Below are 18,696 nucleotides of genomic sequence, written 5' to 3' on the forward strand. Positions count from 1 at the left end.
ATACTAATTTACAGAAAATTTAGATATTTCATAGTGGGGTGCTTCCTTGGTAGATGCATATATAACTGGCTTAGTGAAAGAACAGAAAATTCCAGGTGCTGTATTAATTGTTCAGCAGCAAGAAAGAAGGCTATTTTCAGGCAATTATGGAGCCTATACAGCTGTGGATGGCAGCGAGCAGGCTATTTTAAGTAATACGTTGTTTGATTTAGCCTCCTTAACAAAAGTTGTCGCAACACTCCCGGCTGTTTTACTCCTGATGAGTCGAAATCAAGTTTATATAACAGATCCAGTTCAAACCTATTTGCCTGATTTTAAATATCCCCTTATTACAATCCAGCATTTATTGCAGCATTGCTCAGGATTGCCAGCAGATTTAACACCTGTAGTTAAGAGACATCATAAGCGTGACATCCTTCAGGAGGTACTGGCAAGTGATGTAGTTTGGCAGCCAAATGAACAAGTGCAATATAGTGATTTAGGTATGATTATTCTAGGAAAGGTGATTGAGAAAGTTACTGGCATTTCATTAAAAAGTTTTGTAGAGCAAGCAGTTTTTAAGCCATGGGGCATGCATCATACATCTTTTCAACTGCCTGTGCATACAAGAAGGCTTGCAGCATCTACAGAAATGGTGGCAGGTCAATTTGTGCAGGGAATAGTCCATGATGAGAAAGCTTTATTACTAGATGGTATTGCTGGTAGCGCAGGCTTATTTTCATGTGTAGAGGATTTAGCAAAGTATGCAGAAATTTGGTTGGGGATCAAGCAACAAAGTGTGATTCCATATGAATGGTTAGAGCTTGCCTATACGGAAACTTTTAAAACGAGGGGTCTTGGGTTTGAGGTATGGGGAGGAGATGAAGCATCATTTTGTTTTGGTAGGAGGTGGAGCAAGGGTTCATTTGGTCATACAGGATTTACAGGCACGAGTATTTGGATGGACCCTGTAAAAAAGGCATTTGTCATTTTACTAACGAATGCTGTGCATTATGGGAGAAATACAAACATGGGAAGGATTAGAGAGAAGCTTCATACGATGATTTATGAAAAATTACTGATATGAAGGGTGGATCTGCTGGTATGAGACAAAAGAGTAAATGGTTATTGCTGCTTCTTTTATTACTCGTTGTGGGTTTAGTAGGCTGTAACACGAATGAGAAAATAACGACCTCAACAACACCTGATAATAAAGAGAAACCGAAAACTGAAGAGGTTTCGCTAACAATAGGGAGTTGGCGCACAGAAGATGTTGCCAAGTATGAAAAAGTGATTGCTTTATTCAATGAACAACATCCTGAAATACATGTTTCATTTAACCCAACTAAAAATACTGAATATAATACAGTCCTCAATACGGCATTACAGGCTGGAGAGGGTCCAGATATTTTTCACTTACGTCCTTATGCAGCTGGATTGAAGCTTGCGGAGGCAGGTTATGTTGAGAAAATAAACGGCTTAAATGGATTGAATGTATTTCCTGAAGAAGCATTAAAGGCATCTCGCGATGACGAAGGGAATCAGTACGGTGTACCAATTAACTTAAGCTCTACACAATTTTTCTATAATAAGAAGATCTTTAAAGATAATAATCTTGACATTCCTACTACATGGGATGAATTCATGGCATTAAATGACCAATTATTAGAAAAGGGTATTACACCAATTGCAATGGGTACAAAAGAAGGCTGGCTATTATCGTTGCTACACGGTATTGTCGGTCCTGCTGTTTATGAGGGTAATGACTTTTATCAAGCAGTGCTCGCAGGAGAAAAGGATTTTACAGATCCGCAGTTTATTGAATCCATTCAAGTAATGAATGACTTGAAAAAGTATTTTCCTGTCAATTCTGAAGGCTTAGGAATGGATGATATCCGGACTTTGTTTGCGCTAGAAGACGCGGCTATGTTCCCGTTAGGTAGCTGGGAAATTCCTGTTGTATTAGAAATGAATCCAGATTTAGATTTAGGTTATTTTCCTATTCCATCTAAAGAGAGTAATACAACAGTGACGACTTGGGTAGATGGCTCATTTGCAATCAATGCTAATTCGAAAAATAAAGAAGCGGCTAAAGTATTTTTAGAATTTTTAACAACTAAGGAATTTGGGGAGTTGTTTGTAAAAGAGTTTTCTATGATCAGTGCTATTCCTGGTATTACCTCTGACGATGCATTGTTAAATGCTATTAGTCAATCGACTGCAAATGAAGCAACGCCATATATGTGGGTAACTAATTTTACTGGTGGGGACCCAACAACAAAGAGCTTGCTTGAAAGTGAGCTACAAGGTATGTATTTAGATCAAGTAACGCCTGAAGAGGTTGCCACAAAAGTACAGGAAAACGCTAAAACTTGGTTTACGCCATTTCAAAAATAATGAAAGCATCAAGTCAGCAGACCCCTAAAGTGTTATAAGGAGTTTAGGGGTCTTGTTGTTTCATGATTAGTAAAAGGAGGCTACTCATGATAAGGGAATATACAGCTTCATCAGTAAGAAGAAGGAAATCTAGAGTAAGATGGACTATCCATCTTTTTCCTATCCCTGCACTGATAATCTATGGGTTGTTTGTACTTTATCCGATAATAGCGGCATTATCCTATAGTTTTTTTGAATGGAAAGGGATGGCTCGTGGTGATTTTATTGGTTTCCAAAATTTTGTGACGCTTTTTACGACAGAACCCTATGGCTCTATGTTTTGGAATGCCTTTAAACATAATGTCCTCTATTTTGTAGTGCAAATGATTGTTATGAATGGATTAGCTTTCTTTCTTGCCTTTATTATTTATCAAAAAATTAAAGGAGCAGAGTTTTTTAAGGCTGCTTTCTTTCTACCGCGTTTATTATCAGTTATTGTTGTAGGTTTCTTATGGAAGCTCATTCTCAATCCTAATTTTGGTACTTTAAATGTCATTTTGGAGAAATTAGGTCTTGAGACCTTACAAAAGGCTTGGCTTGGTGACCCCAAAACGGCATTAATCGCCATTATTTTAGTCAATTGTTGGTTTGGATTAGGTTTTGGTGTCTTAATTTTTCTTGCTGGCTTTCAAGGGATCCCAAGTGAGTTAGTCGAAGCTGCAAAGTTAGATGGCGCTAAGGGCTTTACTTTATTGCGTACAATTTACTTACCTTTAATGGTGCCATCAATAATGATCATGGGCATTTTAACATTTATCCAGTCGTTTGAAGCATTTGAATTAGTATATGCAATGCAGGGCTCCATGGGAGAGCCTTACTATTCTACAGATACGTTAGCAGTGTTTTTCTATCGCTTAGCATTTGGTAGCTCTACCGCTTCTGGCACAACAGCTATTGGGTTGGGTTCGGCGTTGGCTACAGTACTATTCTTATTTATATTAGTTTGTACCACGCTATTTTTACGCTTTGCCAATAAAAGGGATGTTCAAATGTAAGGGGTGAGTCTAGTGAAGCAAGGCGCTATTTGGGTTCGACCATTTTATTATCTTGTGGTGTTTACGGTGGCGACCATTAGTTTATATCCAATTTTGTTAATGATTTTATCTTCATTTAAAAAGAGCGTGGACATCTATAAAAATCCATTGGGTTTACCGACTAGCTTTAGCTTAGATACTTACCGTACATTATTAGCAAAAATTCCATTTACCACGTACTTTCTAAACAGTCTATTTGTCAGTATTGTATCTGTTGTACTAATAGTGGTTGTTTGTTCATTGGCTGCATTTTATATTGCTCGCTTTAAATTCTCTTGGAATCAGGCATTGTTCTTTATTTTTTTATTAGGCATGATGATTCCTATAAAGTTGGGGATTGTACCGCTCTTTATTTTAATGCGTGATTTAGGGCTGATAAATTCCTTATGGTCTTTAATTTTGATGAACATGGCGACAGGTATTCCACTATCCATGCTGATCTTAACTGGCTTTTTTAAAACGATGCCTTATGAATTGGAGGAAGCAGCCCGTATAGATGGGGCGGGGAACTTAAGGGTTCTTTGGCATGTAATGTTACCGTTAATGAGACCTGCACTTGGAACAGTGGTGATTATAAATTTTATTGCTTCATGGAATGATTTCTTCTTTCCTCTTATTTTTATTACAGAAAAAATGAAACGGACGATACCTGTTGGAATGATGTCACTTTTTGGGGAGCATTCGGCAGATTGGGGCTCTCTTTTTGCAGGTTTAACATTAGCTTCATTACCAATGATCCTATTATTCTTTATTGCCTCAAAGCAATTTATGGAGGGACTGACGGCTGGTGCCATTAAATAGGCAATATATTATTGGGATCGATGGTGGTGGGACGAGAACCCGTGCAGTGATTGGGACAAGAAATGGGGAAGTGCTAGCTTTTGTTGAAGGAGCTGGAACGAATATAAAATCAACCTCACCAGACGAGGTAAGGCTACATATTATCAAGCTTCTTGCCACGTTACTACAAAAGATAGATGCGACAAATAATGATATTGCTACGGTGTTCTTATGTGTGGCAGGGGGCGATCGCCAATTAGATAAAGAACGATGGGAGCAATGGATTAGCTTCCTTTTCCCTGCTAGCTCCTGTAAGATAACCATCACCAATGATGCGGTAGCGGCCCTTACTAGCGGCACATTTACACAGCAAGGGCTTGTTGTGATAGCAGGAACGGGTTCCATCGTATATGCGGTTGGAAAAAATCATCAAGTTAGTCGTGTTGGAGGATGGGGTTATTTATTAGGGGATGAGGGCAGTGGGTACTATATTGGGCAAGAGGCATTGCGATTTATTACGCGACATTATGATGCTATTGGCGTGAATGAGGATCTGTTTACAGCGACTATTTTGGAGCAGCTAGCGTTAAAAGATCCTAGTGAAATTATTACGCATGTTTATGAGCATCCACAGCCACGTGTACTCATAGCCTCTATAGCTCGTGTAGTGTTGTGTTTAGCAGAGCAAAATAATGATAGGGCACAAAAAATTATTGAACACGCTATACATCATTTAACTCAATTCATCCAAATAATATTGAAAAAAGAGCCGCAGCTAAAAGGTGACTCTATTGTCCTATGTGGAGGGTTATTCGAAAATTTATATTTTGTTCAATGCTTTCGAGAAAAATTACAGCTTGCTAAAATACTTAATCGACTAATACAGCCAGAGGTGCCACCTGTTATAGGAGCTTTCGTTAATGGACTTCTCAGTGAAGGAATTCCAATCACAGAGACTTTACAACGAAAGGTAAAAGGAACTTGGATGAGTATCCATGAAAAATAGTATGGAGGGATTTGATTTCAATGGAACGAATGACAAAACTGACGACTGAAGGCTATCATCCAGATACGACAAACCTAGACTTAATGTCCACTATTGAAATTGTAAAGCTGATGAATGAAGAGGATAAAAAAGTACCATTAGCCATAGCAAAGGTTTTACCTGAAATCGAGCAAGCTATCACAGCTGTTGTGCATGCACTAAAGAATGGCGGTAGATTATTTTATGTTGGTGCAGGGACAAGTGGGCGAATTGGTTTGCTAGATGCCGTAGAATGTCCACCTACATTTAGTACGTCACCAAAGCTTGTGCAGGCAATATTGGCTGGAGGAGTAGATGCAGTAATGATTGCCATAGAAGGTGCAGAAGATGATCTTTCATTAGGAGAGGTTGAACTAAAGAAACAGCAGCTAACAAACCAAGATGTAGTAATAGGGATTGCAGCAAGCGGTCGAACGCCTTTTGTCAAAGGGGCATTAAACTATGCTCAACAACTAGGGGCAAAAACAATCAGCTTAGTCAGCAACGCTCATTCTATTATTAGTAAGCATGCAGATATTGCTATAGAGGTGATTACAGGACCAGAAATTTTAACAGGTTCTACAAGGCTAAAGGCTGCAACAGCTCATAAACAAATATTAAATATGATTACAACGACAACCATGATTAAGCTTGGAAAGGTCTATAAAAATTTAATGGTGGACGTTCATGCTAGTAATTTTAAATTGCGTGAGAGAGCCAAACAAATCGTCTGTGAGGTAACGGGTGTTTCTTATAGTCAGGCTGAAAGTGTTCTAGAGCAAAACAATTATCAAGTAAAGCTCGCGATTGTGGTGCTACTAACGAATGCAACGATTGAAGAGGCAACGGAATTACTTGCTCAATCAGAAGGGCATGTGCGTAGAGCGGTGGCACTAAAGAAATATTGAGGAAGGAGGTGCGTGGATAACTTCCTTTTATCTAGAGATGGAGCTGGAAAAATGGAAAAAATAAATGCGGGTTTAATTATGCTTGCTGAAATGTGCGAAAAGCTTCCACTCTCCGAAAAAAAGGTGGCCAGCTATATATTAGCACATCCAACACAGGCTATAAAAATGACTGCGGTTGAACTAGGAGAGGCAAGTCAAACAAGTAGTGCAGCAGTTATTCGGCTGTGTAAATCGTTAAATATTAGTGGTGTTCAAGAGCTGAAATTGCGCATTGCTGGTGATTTACAACATGCTAAAATTGAAGATCGGGATATTGAGGCGAATGAAGCGTTGCCATCGATTGTAGAGAAGGTAACGATGCAAAGTAGTGAAATTTTGACACAAACAGCTAATTTAATAGATATTGCTGAATTAGAACGTGCCATAACGGCCTTATCACAAGCCGATAAAATTATATTTTTTGGAGTGGGTGCATCAGGTATAGCAGCAATGGATGCAGATCAAAAATTTTTACGAATCAATAAAAATAGTAGGGCATTTGTGGATTTGCATTTAGGAGCTACAGCCGTTGTCAATACACAGAAGGGGGATGTGGTAGTAGGTATCTCCTTCTCAGGAGAAACGCACGAAGTGGCTAAAATCCTTGAAATAGCTAGCCAAACACCAGCCACTACAATCAGTTTAACGCGCTATGGTAGTTCACTAGTGTCTAGCCTAGCAGACATTTGTTTATATGTATCTCCCAATGTTGAAGCAACCTTTAGAAGTGGTGCCACTTCCTCACGTCTAGCGCAGTTACTTGTCATTGACATTTTATTTATGGGAGTAGTAACGAGTGCCTATGAGCAGACAGTGGATTATTTAGATGAAACACGTTCTGTTATACAAAGATTGCATAAAAAAGTGGCTAAACGAAAAAATAAAATAAAGTAACGAAGACGATGCTATTAGCTATAGCACCGTCTTCGTTTTTTATCTTAATTCAGCAAAGTTATTTGACGAGTCAGATATAAAAACTCCCTTCTTTCAAGTGGGAGCAATGCATGTTTTTATCAAAGACGCTCCTCTGTTTGAGGATTGAAGAAATGGATCTTTTCTTCCTTCATAACTAGGAAAACCTTGTCAGTTGGATGCAAATTGCTATCAGCCTGTACTCGAGCAATAAAGTTTTGATTTGCTAAAGAACAATAGAGATAAGTTTCTGCTCCTAGTAATTCTGCAACATCAATTGTTGCAGTGAACGTGTAAGGAGAAATAATATCAGTAATTTGTAAATCCTCAGGACGTATACCCATAACAATTTCTTTCCCTAAATAATCTTTTTCCTTTAATAATGATAGGTATAAGGAGGGAATAGGGAAGCTTTGCTCACCTAAAAGGATCTCGGTATCTGTTAGGCGACAGTGGAAGAGGTTCATGGATGGTGAACCAATAAAGCCTGCCACAAACATGTTTAGGGGTGTATTATATACATCTTTAGGTGTCCCGATTTGTTGTATGAGGCCATCCTTCATCACTACTAGACGGGTAGCCATCGTCATAGCCTCTGTTTGGTCATGTGTGACATAGATCGTTGTCGTTTGAATTCGTTGATGGAGCTTCTGTATTTCTGCTCGCATTTGTACACGTAATTTGGCATCCAAATTCGAAAGAGGCTCATCCATTAAAAATACCTTAGCATCTCTGACAAGTGCTCTTCCCAGTGCAACACGTTGACGTTGTCCACCAGATAGAGCTTTCGGCTTCCTTTTTAAATAATCCTCTAATCCTAAAATCTTAGCAGCTTCTTTAACACGACGATCTATTTCCTTTTTATCGACCTTTCGTAGCTTTAAGCTAAATGCCATATTATCATAGACTGTCATATGTGGATATAAAGCATAGCTTTGAAATACCATTGCGATGCTACGATCTTTTGATTCCACATCATTCATGAAAACATCGTCAATGTATAGTTCTCCCTTTGAGATATCCTCTAAGCCAGCAATCATACGTAAAGTTGTGGTCTTACCACAGCCAGAAGGACCTACAAACACAATGAATTCTTTATCATGGATATGCAAATTAAAATCAGTTACGGCTTGGATATTTTTATCGTAAATCTTATAGATATGCTCTAACCGTAATTCCGCCATACATACTGCACCCCTTTTCAAGTCATATTTTCATTGTAAATGACTTTAGAATAGAGTGATATGGAAAGCTTGCACAGTGTTGAAGGCATAATTTGTGCAGTTGGTCTTAAAGTGATTCTAAGAAAATAATTGCGAGATAAACTTCTAGTCGATGAGAAAATTGCCGAATATCCTTTTGCGTCATTTGTTGAAATTTTTCTAGGCGATTTTGTAAGGTATTACGGTGCATATACATTTTTTTAGAGGCTAATGTAATATTTCCATCGCATTCAATCAATTTCTTGATTGTATGGAGTAATTCTGGCTGAGAAGTGGCTCTTTTTAGGATAGAGGAGATAAAAATCTCTTTCTCTTGATAGGCTAGATGCTGCGTTACATATGGCACTAAAAGCTCTTGCTGTGTGAGTATATGCTTTGGTGTATAAGTCCAAATGGATGGTAGAAGGTGAACATACCAGTTAAATCGTTCCTTGGTCGTGGTGATGTTGTGTATAACATCAGAAACAAAAATCTTAAAATGAGCCTCTAAGTCCGCCATTATGGGGTTAACATAATGAGCCAAATCTAAAAACTCATGGCAGTCGATACATTCGATTATGACAAATAATTGTGGCTGAAGCGATAGCAGTATAATATCATTCCCGAGTAAAGCTTCGAAGACTGAACGCAATAATGTAGGTGTTGTAAAGTCTTTATCAAAGTGAAAAAATAACAAACGATGCATAGGAAGAGTAGTTGGAGCAATATCTGTTTTATCTGTTAAATAGTCAAGCCAAACTATATCATAGTTATCGGATAAGACAGTGGGTTCTGAGAATATTCGCAATAGCTCATATTCATTTTGTGTCATTGTGTGTATTGGAATTTCGTAAAGCTGATTGTCGAAATTAAATACATAATTTCCATCAGTTCTACCTGAGAAGGGGCTTAATAATGGGAAACGTTGCTGTAATTTTTGAAGATCCATGCATGCCACTCCTTATTTAAATAGAATGTAATAAGGTCAATTTACTATAATTATATGATGAAATGCTTATAGTATTAATATAAAAAAAACACGGACATGAGCATGTATGACAATCATACCTAGCTAATGTCCATGTTATCTATTTAGGCATCTTTTTTAAATAGCTTACCTGGCCAGAAAGCATATTTACCTAGTACTGTTGTGATAGCTGGTACAAGTAATGGTCGTACAATAAATGTATCGAGCAATACACCAATTGCTGTCACAACACCAAATTGAACAAGCACTTGAATCGGTAATGTTGCCAGCACCGCAAATGTACCTGCTAGGATGAGTCCAGCAGATGTAATAACACTTCCTGTTCGGACAACACCTTCTTCTATAGCCGTTAAATGGTCAGTGGTTTTACGCTTTTTCCAAATTTCTGAGATCATAAAGATATTATAATCTTCTCCGAGAGCTACTAAGAACACGAAAGCATACAATGGGATAGCTCCAGAAATTGCCTCGGCCCCCATGATATGATGTAAGATTAACCATCCAGCGCCTAATGCCCCAAAATAAGAAATAATAACAGTCGCTAATAGATAAACAGTTGCTGTAATAGAACGTAAATAGACAAATAATAATAATGCGATTAAGGCAATCATGGTTGGCATGATTACTGTTTCATCTCGCTTAGTTATTTGTTGTGTATCATATTGACTAGCTGTTTCTCCACCAAGCCAAACATGTTTCTCAGCGTTGTTGAGACCTTGTTCCTCTAGTATTTTAATAACCTCTTTTTGTAGTTCAGGAATATGAGCTAATGACTCCTGTGCATAAGGGTTGGCATTGAAATTGAGTTCATACAAGTGTATATTTTTATTTTTTTCGCCAATTTGTACATCTGCCACACTATCAATATAAGAGATAGCTTCAAGTTGTTGCTGGATATTAATATCAGTACCTTCTGTATCTATTACTAATTGAACAGGTGCTAACTCTCCAGGCGAAAAATTCTCTTCTATTAATGTAAATCCTTCTCTAGAAGGCATATCTTTTGGGAAGGATGAAAGCAAATCAAATGTATATTGAATTCGCGGAACAAATGCCGCCAATCCTCCAAGTAAGATGACAGTTACAGCGATAACGACCCAAGGTTTATGGGTAACAAAATGACCAATTTTATGACTGACTTTATGTGAAGGCTTATGCTGTTTCTTGCCCTTTTTATTGGCCATTTCCTCAGTCCGAGGAGTGAAGGGGAAGAACGCTACTCGCCCAATAAGGACAAGAATTGCAGGTAGGACAACAAGTGCTGCGACCCCCATGACAAGAACCCCAAAGCTAAATGGTACAGCAAAGCGTTGAAATGCGCCATAATGGGCAAGACTAAGGGTCGCTAAACCAATAACCACTGTTAGGGCACTCATTAAAATAGCACCACCCGATTCTTTGACAGCTAGCTTCATTGCGACCGTTTTATCCTCAACCTCAAAGAGTGTTTCTCTATATTTTGAAATTAAAAATAAACAATAGTCAGTACCTGCACCAAAAAGTAAAACAGTCATAATGGAAACTGCCTGTGAATCTTTATCTATCCATCCCTGTTCAGCAAAAAAACCAAGTGTCGGGCTAATCACACCATAGGCAAGCCCTACAACAATTAAAGGAATAATAGCTAGCAATGGAGAACGATAAATAATAATAAGTAATACCAAAACGAGTAATACAGTTGCGATCAATAGCTTCACATCTGCTTGTGAAAATAAACTGACAGCATCAGTGGCAATCCCCACTGGCCCAGAATAGCGCACATGGAGTGCATCGCTTGATAATTTATCATCTAATTGGACTTGATATCCTTCCATTATTTTTGTCAGCTTATCTAAACTATCCTGTAGCATATCTGTTGCGACACCTTTTTCAAAAAATACAGGTGTAACAATTGTTGTACCATTTTCGGAAGCGGAAGCCATTAAAGCCTGAGGTGGCATTTGATCAAATGGTGGAACCATTGTTTGATGGGCTAAGGGCTTTGCTTGCAGCTCTTTGTATACACCTTGTATAGCCGAAAAATCATCAGGTGTTAAGCCATTTTCGCGATGCCACACCAACAATAGAGGTGTTCCAGCATCATTAGGAAATTGCTCTGCAATAATGGACGCAGCTTGCTCAGACATTTCCGTGTCAGGTAAGTTTTTGCCTGACTCACTTTCTATGCTATTGATTTGTGGCCAAGCAAATGAGAATACAACTACTAATAACACCCAAAAAGCTAGTGCTAATAATCTTCCCTTTTTACTTGCAACCATTGAGCCCCATTGCTCAAGTGGATGTTTTTTCATCAAAAGACCCCCATTTCATGTAAGTGACTTAATTATATATACTAGAAGGTTAATTAATCAATCCATAAATATTAATATGTTATAATATGCGTAAAAAGAATGCTTAATTAAGGAGGCGAACTTGTTGAAACAATCACCGCGTGTTCTCGGAAGACCTCGCCATGATGAAAATGCGAAACCTACAAAAGATATTGTCCTTGAAACGGCCACAAGACTTTTTATTAAAGAGGGCTACAAAAATATTTCAATGGATGATGTAGCAAAGGCTTGTAACGTAACAAAGGCGACTGTCTATTACTACTACCCAACTAAAGGGGATTTATATACATCTGCTTTAATTGCTATGATGGATCGTATCAAGCTATCTATTCTACAAATTTTAGAGCAGCCTAAACCATTTAAAGAACGACTCGAACAGCTCGTTGAAGTTCATTTATCAGCCACGATCGATATTGATATGAAAAATTTTATGAAAGAGGCTACCATCAATCTTTCGGAAACGCAGCTGAGACAAGTTCAAGCATCCGAAAATGGTATGTATCAAACAATAGAGCAGTCTATGCAAGAAGAGATGGAAAAGGGCACAATTCGAAAAGGAAATGCAAAGTTTTTCGCTCATAACTTTATGGCATTAATGACTGTAGGGTATTTTAAAGATGGCGATGGTAAAACTTTGCTAGGCTCAGTAAATGTGACGGCAAAGGAAGTAACAAATTTCTTCTGGCTTTCTGTTGAAAAACGTTAACACAAAATAGGTTTTTAAAAGGAGTTATCTCATTGTATTTGGGATACTTCTTTTTAGTGATGTAAGTCACAGACAATTAGAGCGATTCTTCATTATAGTAGGGGTGTGGCCTAGAAAGTAGTGGAACATCGTAACTCAAAAAGAAACTATTTTAGCCTAAAACTAGGGACAACCGTAATGGGGGAATGACAATGACAATTATTTCAATCCAAGCAATGCTAGAAGAAAAGACTAAACATATTGGTAAATTAGGGAGTATCGCTGGTGCAGATATTTTGAACATTCAATTGCGTGCTGGTGAAAAAATTCCTGAGCATCATGCGGACAATGAAGTGCTAATTATTGTTCAATTTGGTGAAGCTCGCTTTATCGTTGAAGGTGTGGAGGAAATTTTGACACCAGATACAATTTTAGCTTTAAAACCATCTGAAAAGCACAGCTTAGAAGCAATTACAGACGTTCGTGTTATTGTAATTAAATTAAAATAAAGAAGAGCTCCTACTTTATATGGAGCTTTTTATATGCTCATTTTTGAAGAACTATAATTTTATGTGGTGACAGACGTGCAACGATAGAGATGCCTTGTAGAAGCTGTTTATGCTTCATAAACGTTTGATACAACAGTTGCACAAGCCCAGCTTTCTGCTCGTATAGAGGAGACGAAAAATCATTAGAGTAAAGCTGTTTCTAAAGAAGTGAGTGAAAGACTTGCTTCCTTTATTCTAAAATCTGCTTCGTTAGCCAAGAATGATACATTTCTATTGACACTAACAAAAAAGATTTAACTTCCTTAATGAATACTACTAGAGAAACCTTAAGCCGTCGATTATCTGCTTTCCAAAAAGAAGGGTATATAGAGATGACAGGAAAAAGAATTGTCAATAAAAATTATGATGCGTTGGAAAATTTATTATAGCAAGACAGTTAATAGTTGATGAAATCAATGAATTTTGAAAAGATTGTCGAAATTGTGATATAGCTCATTGAAATAATGTACAAACAGTCTTATAATGAAGGTTGTAATGTCACCAAGACAAGATAAGGATGGTATTATGATGCGCTTTTTGCGATTTAAAGTAAACATTGTAATAACAAGTCATACGAATCGCTATCCAGCCCTTGTGACTGGTGATTGTGTAAGATATACGCTGTAACGACTGTTAAGTTTTACCTTAATGGTCTTTTTTACATGTAAGCAATAAAAAATAGTACTAGTGATGGCAAAGGAGAGTTCAAAATGTCAGAAACGAATAACCAAACACAGGCTGAACAAGTAACTGTGAGTAAAGAGCAATTAGATGTACTAGATCAATTATTAAAGCCTGAAGTTCAAGAATCACTTACAACTTTAGTTGAGCAATTACCGAAGTTAACTGAAATGATGACATTATTAACGAAATCATATGAGTTTGCTCAAGCTGTTGCAACAGACGAAGTGCTTAAAAACGATACTGTTGGAGCAGTAACAGAAATCGCTGGTCCTGTAGTTGGCTCTGCGAAAAACCTTGCAGCAACTGCAATTGAAGCGAAAGACCGTGCATCTGAAAGCCATGAAGTAATTGGTTTATTCGGTCTTGTGAAAATGTTAAAAGACCCTCAAGTTCAAAATGTTTTCCGTTTTGTTAATGCTTTCTTACAAGTAAGCTCAGAACGCAAAGCCAAATAAGACTCAAGGTAAATTCAATTCGTAAGGACGGAGGATTAATTAATCATGTCAAAAGAAATCGTCATCTTAGGTGCAGGTTACGCTGGCGTTTTAACTGCATTAACAGCACGTAAGTATCTATCAGCTGATGAAGCTAAAATCACTGTAGTAAACCAATTCCCAACACACCAAATTATCACTGAGCTTCACCGTTTAGCTGGTGGTACAATTGCAGAAGGTGCTGTTGCATTACCACTTAAAAAAATCTTTAAAGGTTTAGATATTGACCTACACATTGCGAAAGTATCCAAATTTAATGTTGATACTAAAAAAGTTGATCTAGATAATGGTTATACATTAACTTACGACACACTTGTAGTATCTTTAGGTAGCCAAACAGGATTCTTTGGTATCCCAGGATTAGAAGAAAACTCTATGGTTCTTAAATCAGTAAATGATGCCAATAAAATCAACAAACATATTGAAGACCGCATTGAAGCATATGCACAATCTAAAGATGAAGCAGATGCAACAATCGTTATTGGTGGTGGCGGTTTAACAGGTGTTGAGCTTGTTGGTGAAATCGTGGACAACTTCCCGAAAATCGCTGCAAAGCATGGTGTTAATTTTGCTGATCTTAAAATTAAACTTGTTGAAGCTGGTCCGAAAATCTTGCCAGTTCTTCCAGATACACTTATCCATCGTGCTACTGAAAGCTTAACTAAACGTGGCGTAGAATTTATTACAGGTACACCAGTAACAGGTGTTGACGGCAACGTTATTTCTTTAAAAGATCGTGAACCAATTGTTGCAAATACACTTGTTTGGACAGGTGGGGTAGCTCCACTTCCAATCGTAGGCGAATCAGGTCTAGCTGCTGATCGTGGCAAAGCAACGATTAATGAATTCTTACAATCTACATCTCACGAAGATGTCTTTGTTATTGGTGATGCATCGGTTGCCCTACCAGCTGATGGAGGTCGTCCACTATACGCTCCAACAGCACAAGTTGCATGGCAAATGGGTGAATGTGCTGGTTATAATGTATTTGCACAATACAAAAACCAAGACATGAAAGCATTCTCAGCTGTAAACTCTGGCACACTTGCAAGCTTAGGTCGTAAAGATGCTGTTGCTACAATTGGTGCGAGCAACACAGAGCTTAAAGGCCTTCCTGCAACATTAATGAAAGAAGCTTCTAATATTCGTTACTTAACACATATTAAAGCTTTATTTGGTTTAGCCTATTAAAAAACAAAACACTCACTACTATCACGCTATGTCGTTGTTAGTAGTGAGTGTTTGTTTTTTTCTTAAAATGTATATTAATTACTTTAAATCCAGTAAAATAAATACATATTCATATTCTATTTTCTGAGGTGATGGCTGTGTTAACAATGTTTCAATCAAAAAAAGTAGATATAGAGCAATTTAAGGCTAAAATTGATGAACTGAATGCAAAGCTGGATAAGAAAGATCATGAATTTCAAATTTTTTTAAATGAGTTACATAAGGAAATCATTGAAACTATTGAACAACATAACAAGGTAAATGACCAGCATACTATTTTAGGAGAAATGGTCGCAAATATTGTAGGAGAGTTTAATAAAGTGGAGGATAGCACAATTCAATCCAATAAAATTTCTGAAAATGCCCTAGATAAAGGCGATTTATTAATCTCTTCCTCGGATCAAATGATGACATTATCGGTTGAAAGTAAGCAGGCTGTTCAGGAGGTAGAGCATTTGATTGATGCGTTAGGAGAGCAGTCTCAAAAAACATCTTTAAGCATGAGTAATTTAAGTGAGCGCTCAAAGCAAATAGCGGAAATTGTTAATGTTATTGGAGAAATATCAAATCAAACCAATTTACTAGCTTTGAATGCATCTATTGAGGCAGCAAGAGCAGGGGAGCATGGTAAAGGCTTTTCGGTTGTTGCCGAGGAAGTTCGCAAATTAGCTGAAAATACGAAAACAAGCACAGAAGATATTGCTAATTTAACAAAGAAAATAGAAGAACAAATTGGACTTGCTTACGAGGATAATAAAAATAATATGCAGCTAGTAACGGAAGGCATTGATAAAAGTGCTAAAACATCAGTAAAAATTGATCAATTGCTGCATATTATGACAAATGTTCAAACGGGAATAAATGAGCTATTAGCTTCAATTAAAGAGCAGAAGCTATCAAACGAAGACGTTATGCATAAATTTAATAGGACGACAGCCTTATTTGATGAAACAAATCGCGTTCTAACAAGCCATATTGATGAATCAGAAATGGTAACAAAAAAATTATTAGAGGCAGTTGATCAAGTAAAGCATTTCCCAACTGAAAGATAGATAATCTAACTTAAATTCTATGGAAATTTAAAAAGCAAGAACCCTGCATAGCGGCAACTTTTCAACTTCTTAGTGACTACTACAGGGTTCATTTAATTATTTCAAGTCGCCAACTTTTTCTTTTAATGCGGCTAATTGATCTGGATAGTTTTTTTCAGTGATTTCATTCCACAATTCTGCATCTTTAATTCCACATCTTTCGGGAATAAAGACTGGGTCAAGACCCAACTTCTTCTGCTCTTCATAGTCTCTTAATGTAGCTAAACCTGGCTTTGTTAATAAGATAATAGCAATTAGGTTTAACCATGCAAGTGTACCTACACCGATATCAGCAAGATTCCAAGCAGTTGATGAGGAACGAATTGTTCCAAAAAAGATTGAGATAACTAGTAGTACTTTTACGACAATAGCAATAGTAGCAAAGTTTTTATTGTTTCTAAATAAGTAAGCAACATTACTTTCCGTGTATACCCCAAAAGCAAGCATAGTAGTTATTGCAAAGAAAAATACAGCGACAGCCACAAAAGGACTTCCTAAACCAGGAATGAATGAGTTAATTGCTTCTTGTGCGAATGCCGTACCTGCTTCAACTCCTGGTAGATTCTCAACCAAAAATCCCCCATTAGGATGGGCAATATTGTAACTGCCTGTGGAGATGATCATAATGGCTGTAGCTGTACATACAAGTAGTGTATCAACATAGACCGAGAATGCTTGGACAAGTCCTTGTTTAGCAGGATGAGATACTTCTGCGGTACCAGCTGCCTGTGCTCCAGTACCTTGACCTGCTTCATTTGAATAAGCCCCTCTTTTTACACCCCACATAATTGCATTTCCAAAAACAGCACCGAATGCAGCATTTAAATTAAAGGCAGAGCTGAAAATTAAAGCAAATATTGCAGGTACATCTTTTATATTGATAAATAAAATAATGAATGCAAGAAGTATGTAAGCAGTTGCCATAAACGGTACAGCATATTCAGCAACTTTTCCAACCCTTTTAATACCGCCAAAAATAGCAAATCCAAATATTGCGGAAACAATAATACCTGTAATTATTGGTGAAATCCCGAAGGCATTTTTTGTAGAATCAGCAATATTAAAGGCTTGAACACCTGAACCAGTGAAACCAGTTGCTATAATAGTAGCGATAGCAAATAATATAGCAAATGGCTTATTTTTCAAACCCTTTTCAATATAGTATGCGGGTCCTCCACGATACTCTCCTGCGATTTCTTGTTTCCAAACCTGGGCTAACGAGGACTCAATATAGGCAGCACCAGCTCCTAAAAAGGCTATGACCCACATCCAAAAGATAGCCCCTGGTCCTCCAAAATAAATTGCTGTAGCTACACCAGCGATATTCCCAATACCGACACGTCCACCTAATGCCATTGCAAAGCTTTGAAAAGATGAAACGCCATTTGCCGAAGTTTTTCTATTAAATAATTGTTTAATCATATCTTTGAAGAGACGTAGCTGTGGAAACTTCATAATAAGCGAAAAGTAAACGCCAGCTCCTAAGCAAAGATAAACTAATGCATTACTCCAGATAATCCCTGCTATTTTACCTGTTAAAGCGGCAAAATCCATATAACAACCTCTTTCTATTTTGTACTGTGTCATCTTAGATTATTAGGTAACAATTTAAATGAGAGGATATGAAAGCTATTTTGAATGAAGTTTCTTTTACTTAAAATAAACTTTTAATCAATGTATCAATCATAATAGGCATCTCTTTAAACGCACTATCCACATGTAATCGCTCTGTTTTTTGATGGGCATCCTTACCAAATGGGCCGACATTTAAGACAGGACCTTGTAATGCCGCCATCTCTTTGAATGGAATATGATACGTATCGCCCCATACGGGTGTGTTCCGCTCAAATGCTAGCCACTCATTAGATGCATCTGAATAGTTGACATAGCTTAAATCACAAATTCCGTTAAAGTAGTGGATCTGCTCCACCTCAATATCAAATGTTTGAGCTGTTTGCTTCATTAATTCAATCGACTGTTTCACTAATGGATGGTTGGATGAATTAATGGCTGGATAGTAAGGTGGTGCATATAACAGGACTGTGGCAGGTGCTAATTCCTGACAGCGAATCATGAGCTGATCCACAATACGAATCGATTTTTCACGATCATCCCATGCAGGATGCTGCTGAACCTGCAGCTTAATCGCTTGTACTTCCTCAGCTCCTAACTTATCAATCGCATGCTCCAATAATGCCTCGTAGCGTAAGACCTTTACCTTGCCTACACCCTGAACATTTTCTCTTGTACAAATATCCTGATAGTGCGCATTGCAAGCAGCCATTGCCTGTAACGCAACTTCCTCAAAAATAGCCATTACCTCAGCCGCTGT

18 protein-coding genes and 1 pseudogene are annotated in these 18,696 nt (G+C 37.6%); 14 read left to right on the forward strand and 5 right to left on the reverse strand.

Features of this window, described 5'->3' with window-relative positions:
- Positions 1-46 precede the first annotated feature (46 nt).
- The 7 genes from HCH28_RS23695 (at position 47) to HCH28_RS23725 (ending at position 7,094) form a co-directional block, all read left to right on the forward strand.
- Positions 47-1,066: a serine hydrolase domain-containing protein gene (locus HCH28_RS23695; RefSeq protein WP_221683373.1), complete on the forward strand. Its 1,020-nt coding sequence runs from the start codon at positions 47-49 to the stop codon at positions 1,064-1,066.
- Positions 1,063-2,376, forward strand: coding sequence for an ABC transporter substrate-binding protein (locus HCH28_RS23700; protein WP_221683374.1), 1,314 nt, complete (start codon positions 1,063-1,065; stop codon positions 2,374-2,376). Before HCH28_RS23695 ends, HCH28_RS23700 begins: the two co-directional genes overlap by 4 nt.
- Positions 2,377-2,462: 86 nt before the next feature.
- Positions 2,463-3,410, forward strand: a complete 948-nt coding sequence (locus HCH28_RS23705; protein WP_221683375.1) for a carbohydrate ABC transporter permease — start codon at positions 2,463-2,465, stop codon at positions 3,408-3,410.
- A gap of 12 nt (positions 3,411-3,422) precedes the next feature.
- Positions 3,423-4,250 carry a carbohydrate ABC transporter permease gene (locus tag HCH28_RS23710; protein WP_004227733.1) on the forward strand — a complete coding sequence of 276 codons (828 nt, stop codon included), beginning with the start codon at positions 3,423-3,425 and terminating at the stop codon, positions 4,248-4,250.
- Positions 4,237-5,235 (forward strand): N-acetylglucosamine kinase, encoded by a 999-nt coding sequence (locus tag HCH28_RS23715; RefSeq protein WP_221683376.1) that lies wholly within the window; start codon positions 4,237-4,239, stop codon positions 5,233-5,235. Before HCH28_RS23710 ends, HCH28_RS23715 begins: the two co-directional genes overlap by 14 nt.
- A gap of 20 nt (positions 5,236-5,255) precedes the next feature.
- Entirely contained in the window at positions 5,256-6,161 is a 906-nt protein-coding gene (gene murQ / locus HCH28_RS23720) for an N-acetylmuramic acid 6-phosphate etherase (protein WP_221683377.1), read from the forward strand.
- 51 nt (positions 6,162-6,212) lie between these two features.
- Positions 6,213-7,094 (forward strand): MurR/RpiR family transcriptional regulator, encoded by an 882-nt coding sequence (locus HCH28_RS23725; RefSeq protein ID WP_221683378.1) that lies wholly within the window; start codon positions 6,213-6,215, stop codon positions 7,092-7,094.
- A gap of 119 nt (positions 7,095-7,213) precedes the next feature.
- Here HCH28_RS23725 and HCH28_RS23730 read toward each other — a convergent pair whose 3' ends face one another.
- The 3 genes from HCH28_RS23730 to HCH28_RS23740 all read right to left on the reverse strand — a co-directional run bounded on the left by HCH28_RS23730 (position 7,214) and on the right by HCH28_RS23740 (position 11,593).
- Entirely contained in the window at positions 7,214-8,296 is a 1,083-nt protein-coding gene (locus HCH28_RS23730) for an ABC transporter ATP-binding protein (RefSeq protein ID WP_221683379.1), read from the reverse strand.
- A 106-nt stretch (positions 8,297-8,402) separates the two neighbouring features.
- Complete coding sequence (locus HCH28_RS23735) at positions 8,403-9,263, reverse strand: PucR family transcriptional regulator (protein ID WP_221683380.1); 861 nt, start codon at positions 9,261-9,263, stop codon at positions 8,403-8,405.
- A 143-nt stretch (positions 9,264-9,406) separates the two neighbouring features.
- Positions 9,407-11,593 (reverse strand): MMPL family transporter, encoded by a 2,187-nt coding sequence (locus HCH28_RS23740; RefSeq protein ID WP_221683381.1) that lies wholly within the window; start codon positions 11,591-11,593, stop codon positions 9,407-9,409.
- A 124-nt stretch (positions 11,594-11,717) separates the two neighbouring features.
- On the opposite strand from HCH28_RS23740, the gene HCH28_RS23745 reads away from it, so the two are divergent.
- The 7 genes from HCH28_RS23745 (at position 11,718) to HCH28_RS23770 (ending at position 16,325) form a co-directional block, all read left to right on the forward strand.
- Positions 11,718-12,338, forward strand: coding sequence for a TetR/AcrR family transcriptional regulator (locus tag HCH28_RS23745; protein ID WP_221683382.1), 621 nt, complete (start codon positions 11,718-11,720; stop codon positions 12,336-12,338).
- A 191-nt stretch (positions 12,339-12,529) separates the two neighbouring features.
- On the forward strand, positions 12,530-12,826 hold the full coding sequence (locus HCH28_RS23750; RefSeq protein WP_221683383.1) for a cupin domain-containing protein: 297 nt from the start codon (positions 12,530-12,532) through the stop codon (positions 12,824-12,826).
- Positions 12,827-13,098: 272 nt separating this feature from the next.
- A complete protein-coding gene (locus HCH28_RS25525) occupies positions 13,099-13,254 on the forward strand; it encodes a helix-turn-helix domain-containing protein (RefSeq protein ID WP_370635401.1) in 156 nt (51 codons plus the stop codon).
- Positions 13,255-13,360: 106 nt separating this feature from the next.
- On the forward strand, positions 13,361-13,492 hold the full coding sequence (locus HCH28_RS25245; RefSeq protein ID WP_255349861.1) for a hypothetical protein: 132 nt from the start codon (positions 13,361-13,363) through the stop codon (positions 13,490-13,492).
- Positions 13,493-13,575: 83 nt separating this feature from the next.
- Positions 13,576-14,004 (forward strand): helical membrane plugin domain-containing protein, encoded by a 429-nt coding sequence (locus HCH28_RS23760; protein ID WP_004227758.1) that lies wholly within the window; start codon positions 13,576-13,578, stop codon positions 14,002-14,004.
- Positions 14,005-14,049: 45 nt separating this feature from the next.
- A complete protein-coding gene (locus HCH28_RS23765) occupies positions 14,050-15,234 on the forward strand; it encodes an NAD(P)/FAD-dependent oxidoreductase (protein WP_221683385.1) in 1,185 nt (394 codons plus the stop codon).
- Positions 15,235-15,365: 131 nt separating this feature from the next.
- The gene (locus HCH28_RS23770; protein WP_255601754.1) at positions 15,366-16,325 is read left to right on the forward strand and encodes a methyl-accepting chemotaxis protein; all 960 of its coding nucleotides are present in this window, start codon (positions 15,366-15,368) and stop codon (positions 16,323-16,325) included.
- A 96-nt stretch (positions 16,326-16,421) separates the two neighbouring features.
- Here HCH28_RS23770 and HCH28_RS23775 read toward each other — a convergent pair whose 3' ends face one another.
- Together HCH28_RS23775 and HCH28_RS23780 are read right to left on the reverse strand one after the other, a co-directional pair.
- A complete protein-coding gene (locus HCH28_RS23775) occupies positions 16,422-17,918 on the reverse strand; it encodes an alanine/glycine:cation symporter family protein (protein WP_221683387.1) in 1,497 nt (498 codons plus the stop codon).
- Between the two features lie 100 nt (positions 17,919-18,018).
- Positions 18,019-18,696 (reverse strand): annotated as a pseudogene (locus tag HCH28_RS23780) (amino acid degradation protein); the annotation flags it as partial.

The organism is Lysinibacillus sp. K60 (assembly GCF_019731275.1).
Lineage (GTDB): Bacteria > Bacillota > Bacilli > Bacillales_A > Planococcaceae > Lysinibacillus > Lysinibacillus capsici.

Excerpts from the sequence above, each read along its gene's own strand:
- HCH28_RS23700 (WP_221683374.1), top strand. The coding sequence starts at position 1,063 with ATGAAGGGTGGATCTGCTGGTATGAGACAAAAGAGTAAATGGTTATTG.
- HCH28_RS23740 (WP_221683381.1), bottom strand. The coding sequence starts at position 11,593 with ATGAAAAAACATCCACTTGAGCAATGGGGCTCAATGGTTGCAAGTAAA.
- HCH28_RS25245 (WP_255349861.1), top strand. The coding sequence starts at position 13,361 with ATGTCACCAAGACAAGATAAGGATGGTATTATGATGCGCTTTTTGCGA.
- HCH28_RS23760 (WP_004227758.1), top strand. The coding sequence starts at position 13,576 with ATGTCAGAAACGAATAACCAAACACAGGCTGAACAAGTAACTGTGAGT.
- HCH28_RS23725 (WP_221683378.1), top strand. The coding sequence starts at position 6,213 with ATGGAAAAAATAAATGCGGGTTTAATTATGCTTGCTGAAATGTGCGAA.
- murQ (WP_221683377.1), top strand. The coding sequence starts at position 5,256 with ATGGAACGAATGACAAAACTGACGACTGAAGGCTATCATCCAGATACG.
- HCH28_RS23735 (WP_221683380.1), bottom strand. The coding sequence starts at position 9,263 with ATGGATCTTCAAAAATTACAGCAACGTTTCCCATTATTAAGCCCCTTC.
- HCH28_RS23750 (WP_221683383.1), top strand. The coding sequence starts at position 12,530 with ATGACAATTATTTCAATCCAAGCAATGCTAGAAGAAAAGACTAAACAT.
- HCH28_RS23765 (WP_221683385.1), top strand. The coding sequence starts at position 14,050 with ATGTCAAAAGAAATCGTCATCTTAGGTGCAGGTTACGCTGGCGTTTTA.
- HCH28_RS23730 (WP_221683379.1), bottom strand. The coding sequence starts at position 8,296 with ATGGCGGAATTACGGTTAGAGCATATCTATAAGATTTACGATAAAAAT.
- HCH28_RS23770 (WP_255601754.1), top strand. The coding sequence starts at position 15,366 with ATGGCTGTGTTAACAATGTTTCAATCAAAAAAAGTAGATATAGAGCAA.
- HCH28_RS23775 (WP_221683387.1), bottom strand. The coding sequence starts at position 17,918 with ATGGATTTTGCCGCTTTAACAGGTAAAATAGCAGGGATTATCTGGAGT.
- HCH28_RS23705 (WP_221683375.1), top strand. The coding sequence starts at position 2,463 with ATGATAAGGGAATATACAGCTTCATCAGTAAGAAGAAGGAAATCTAGA.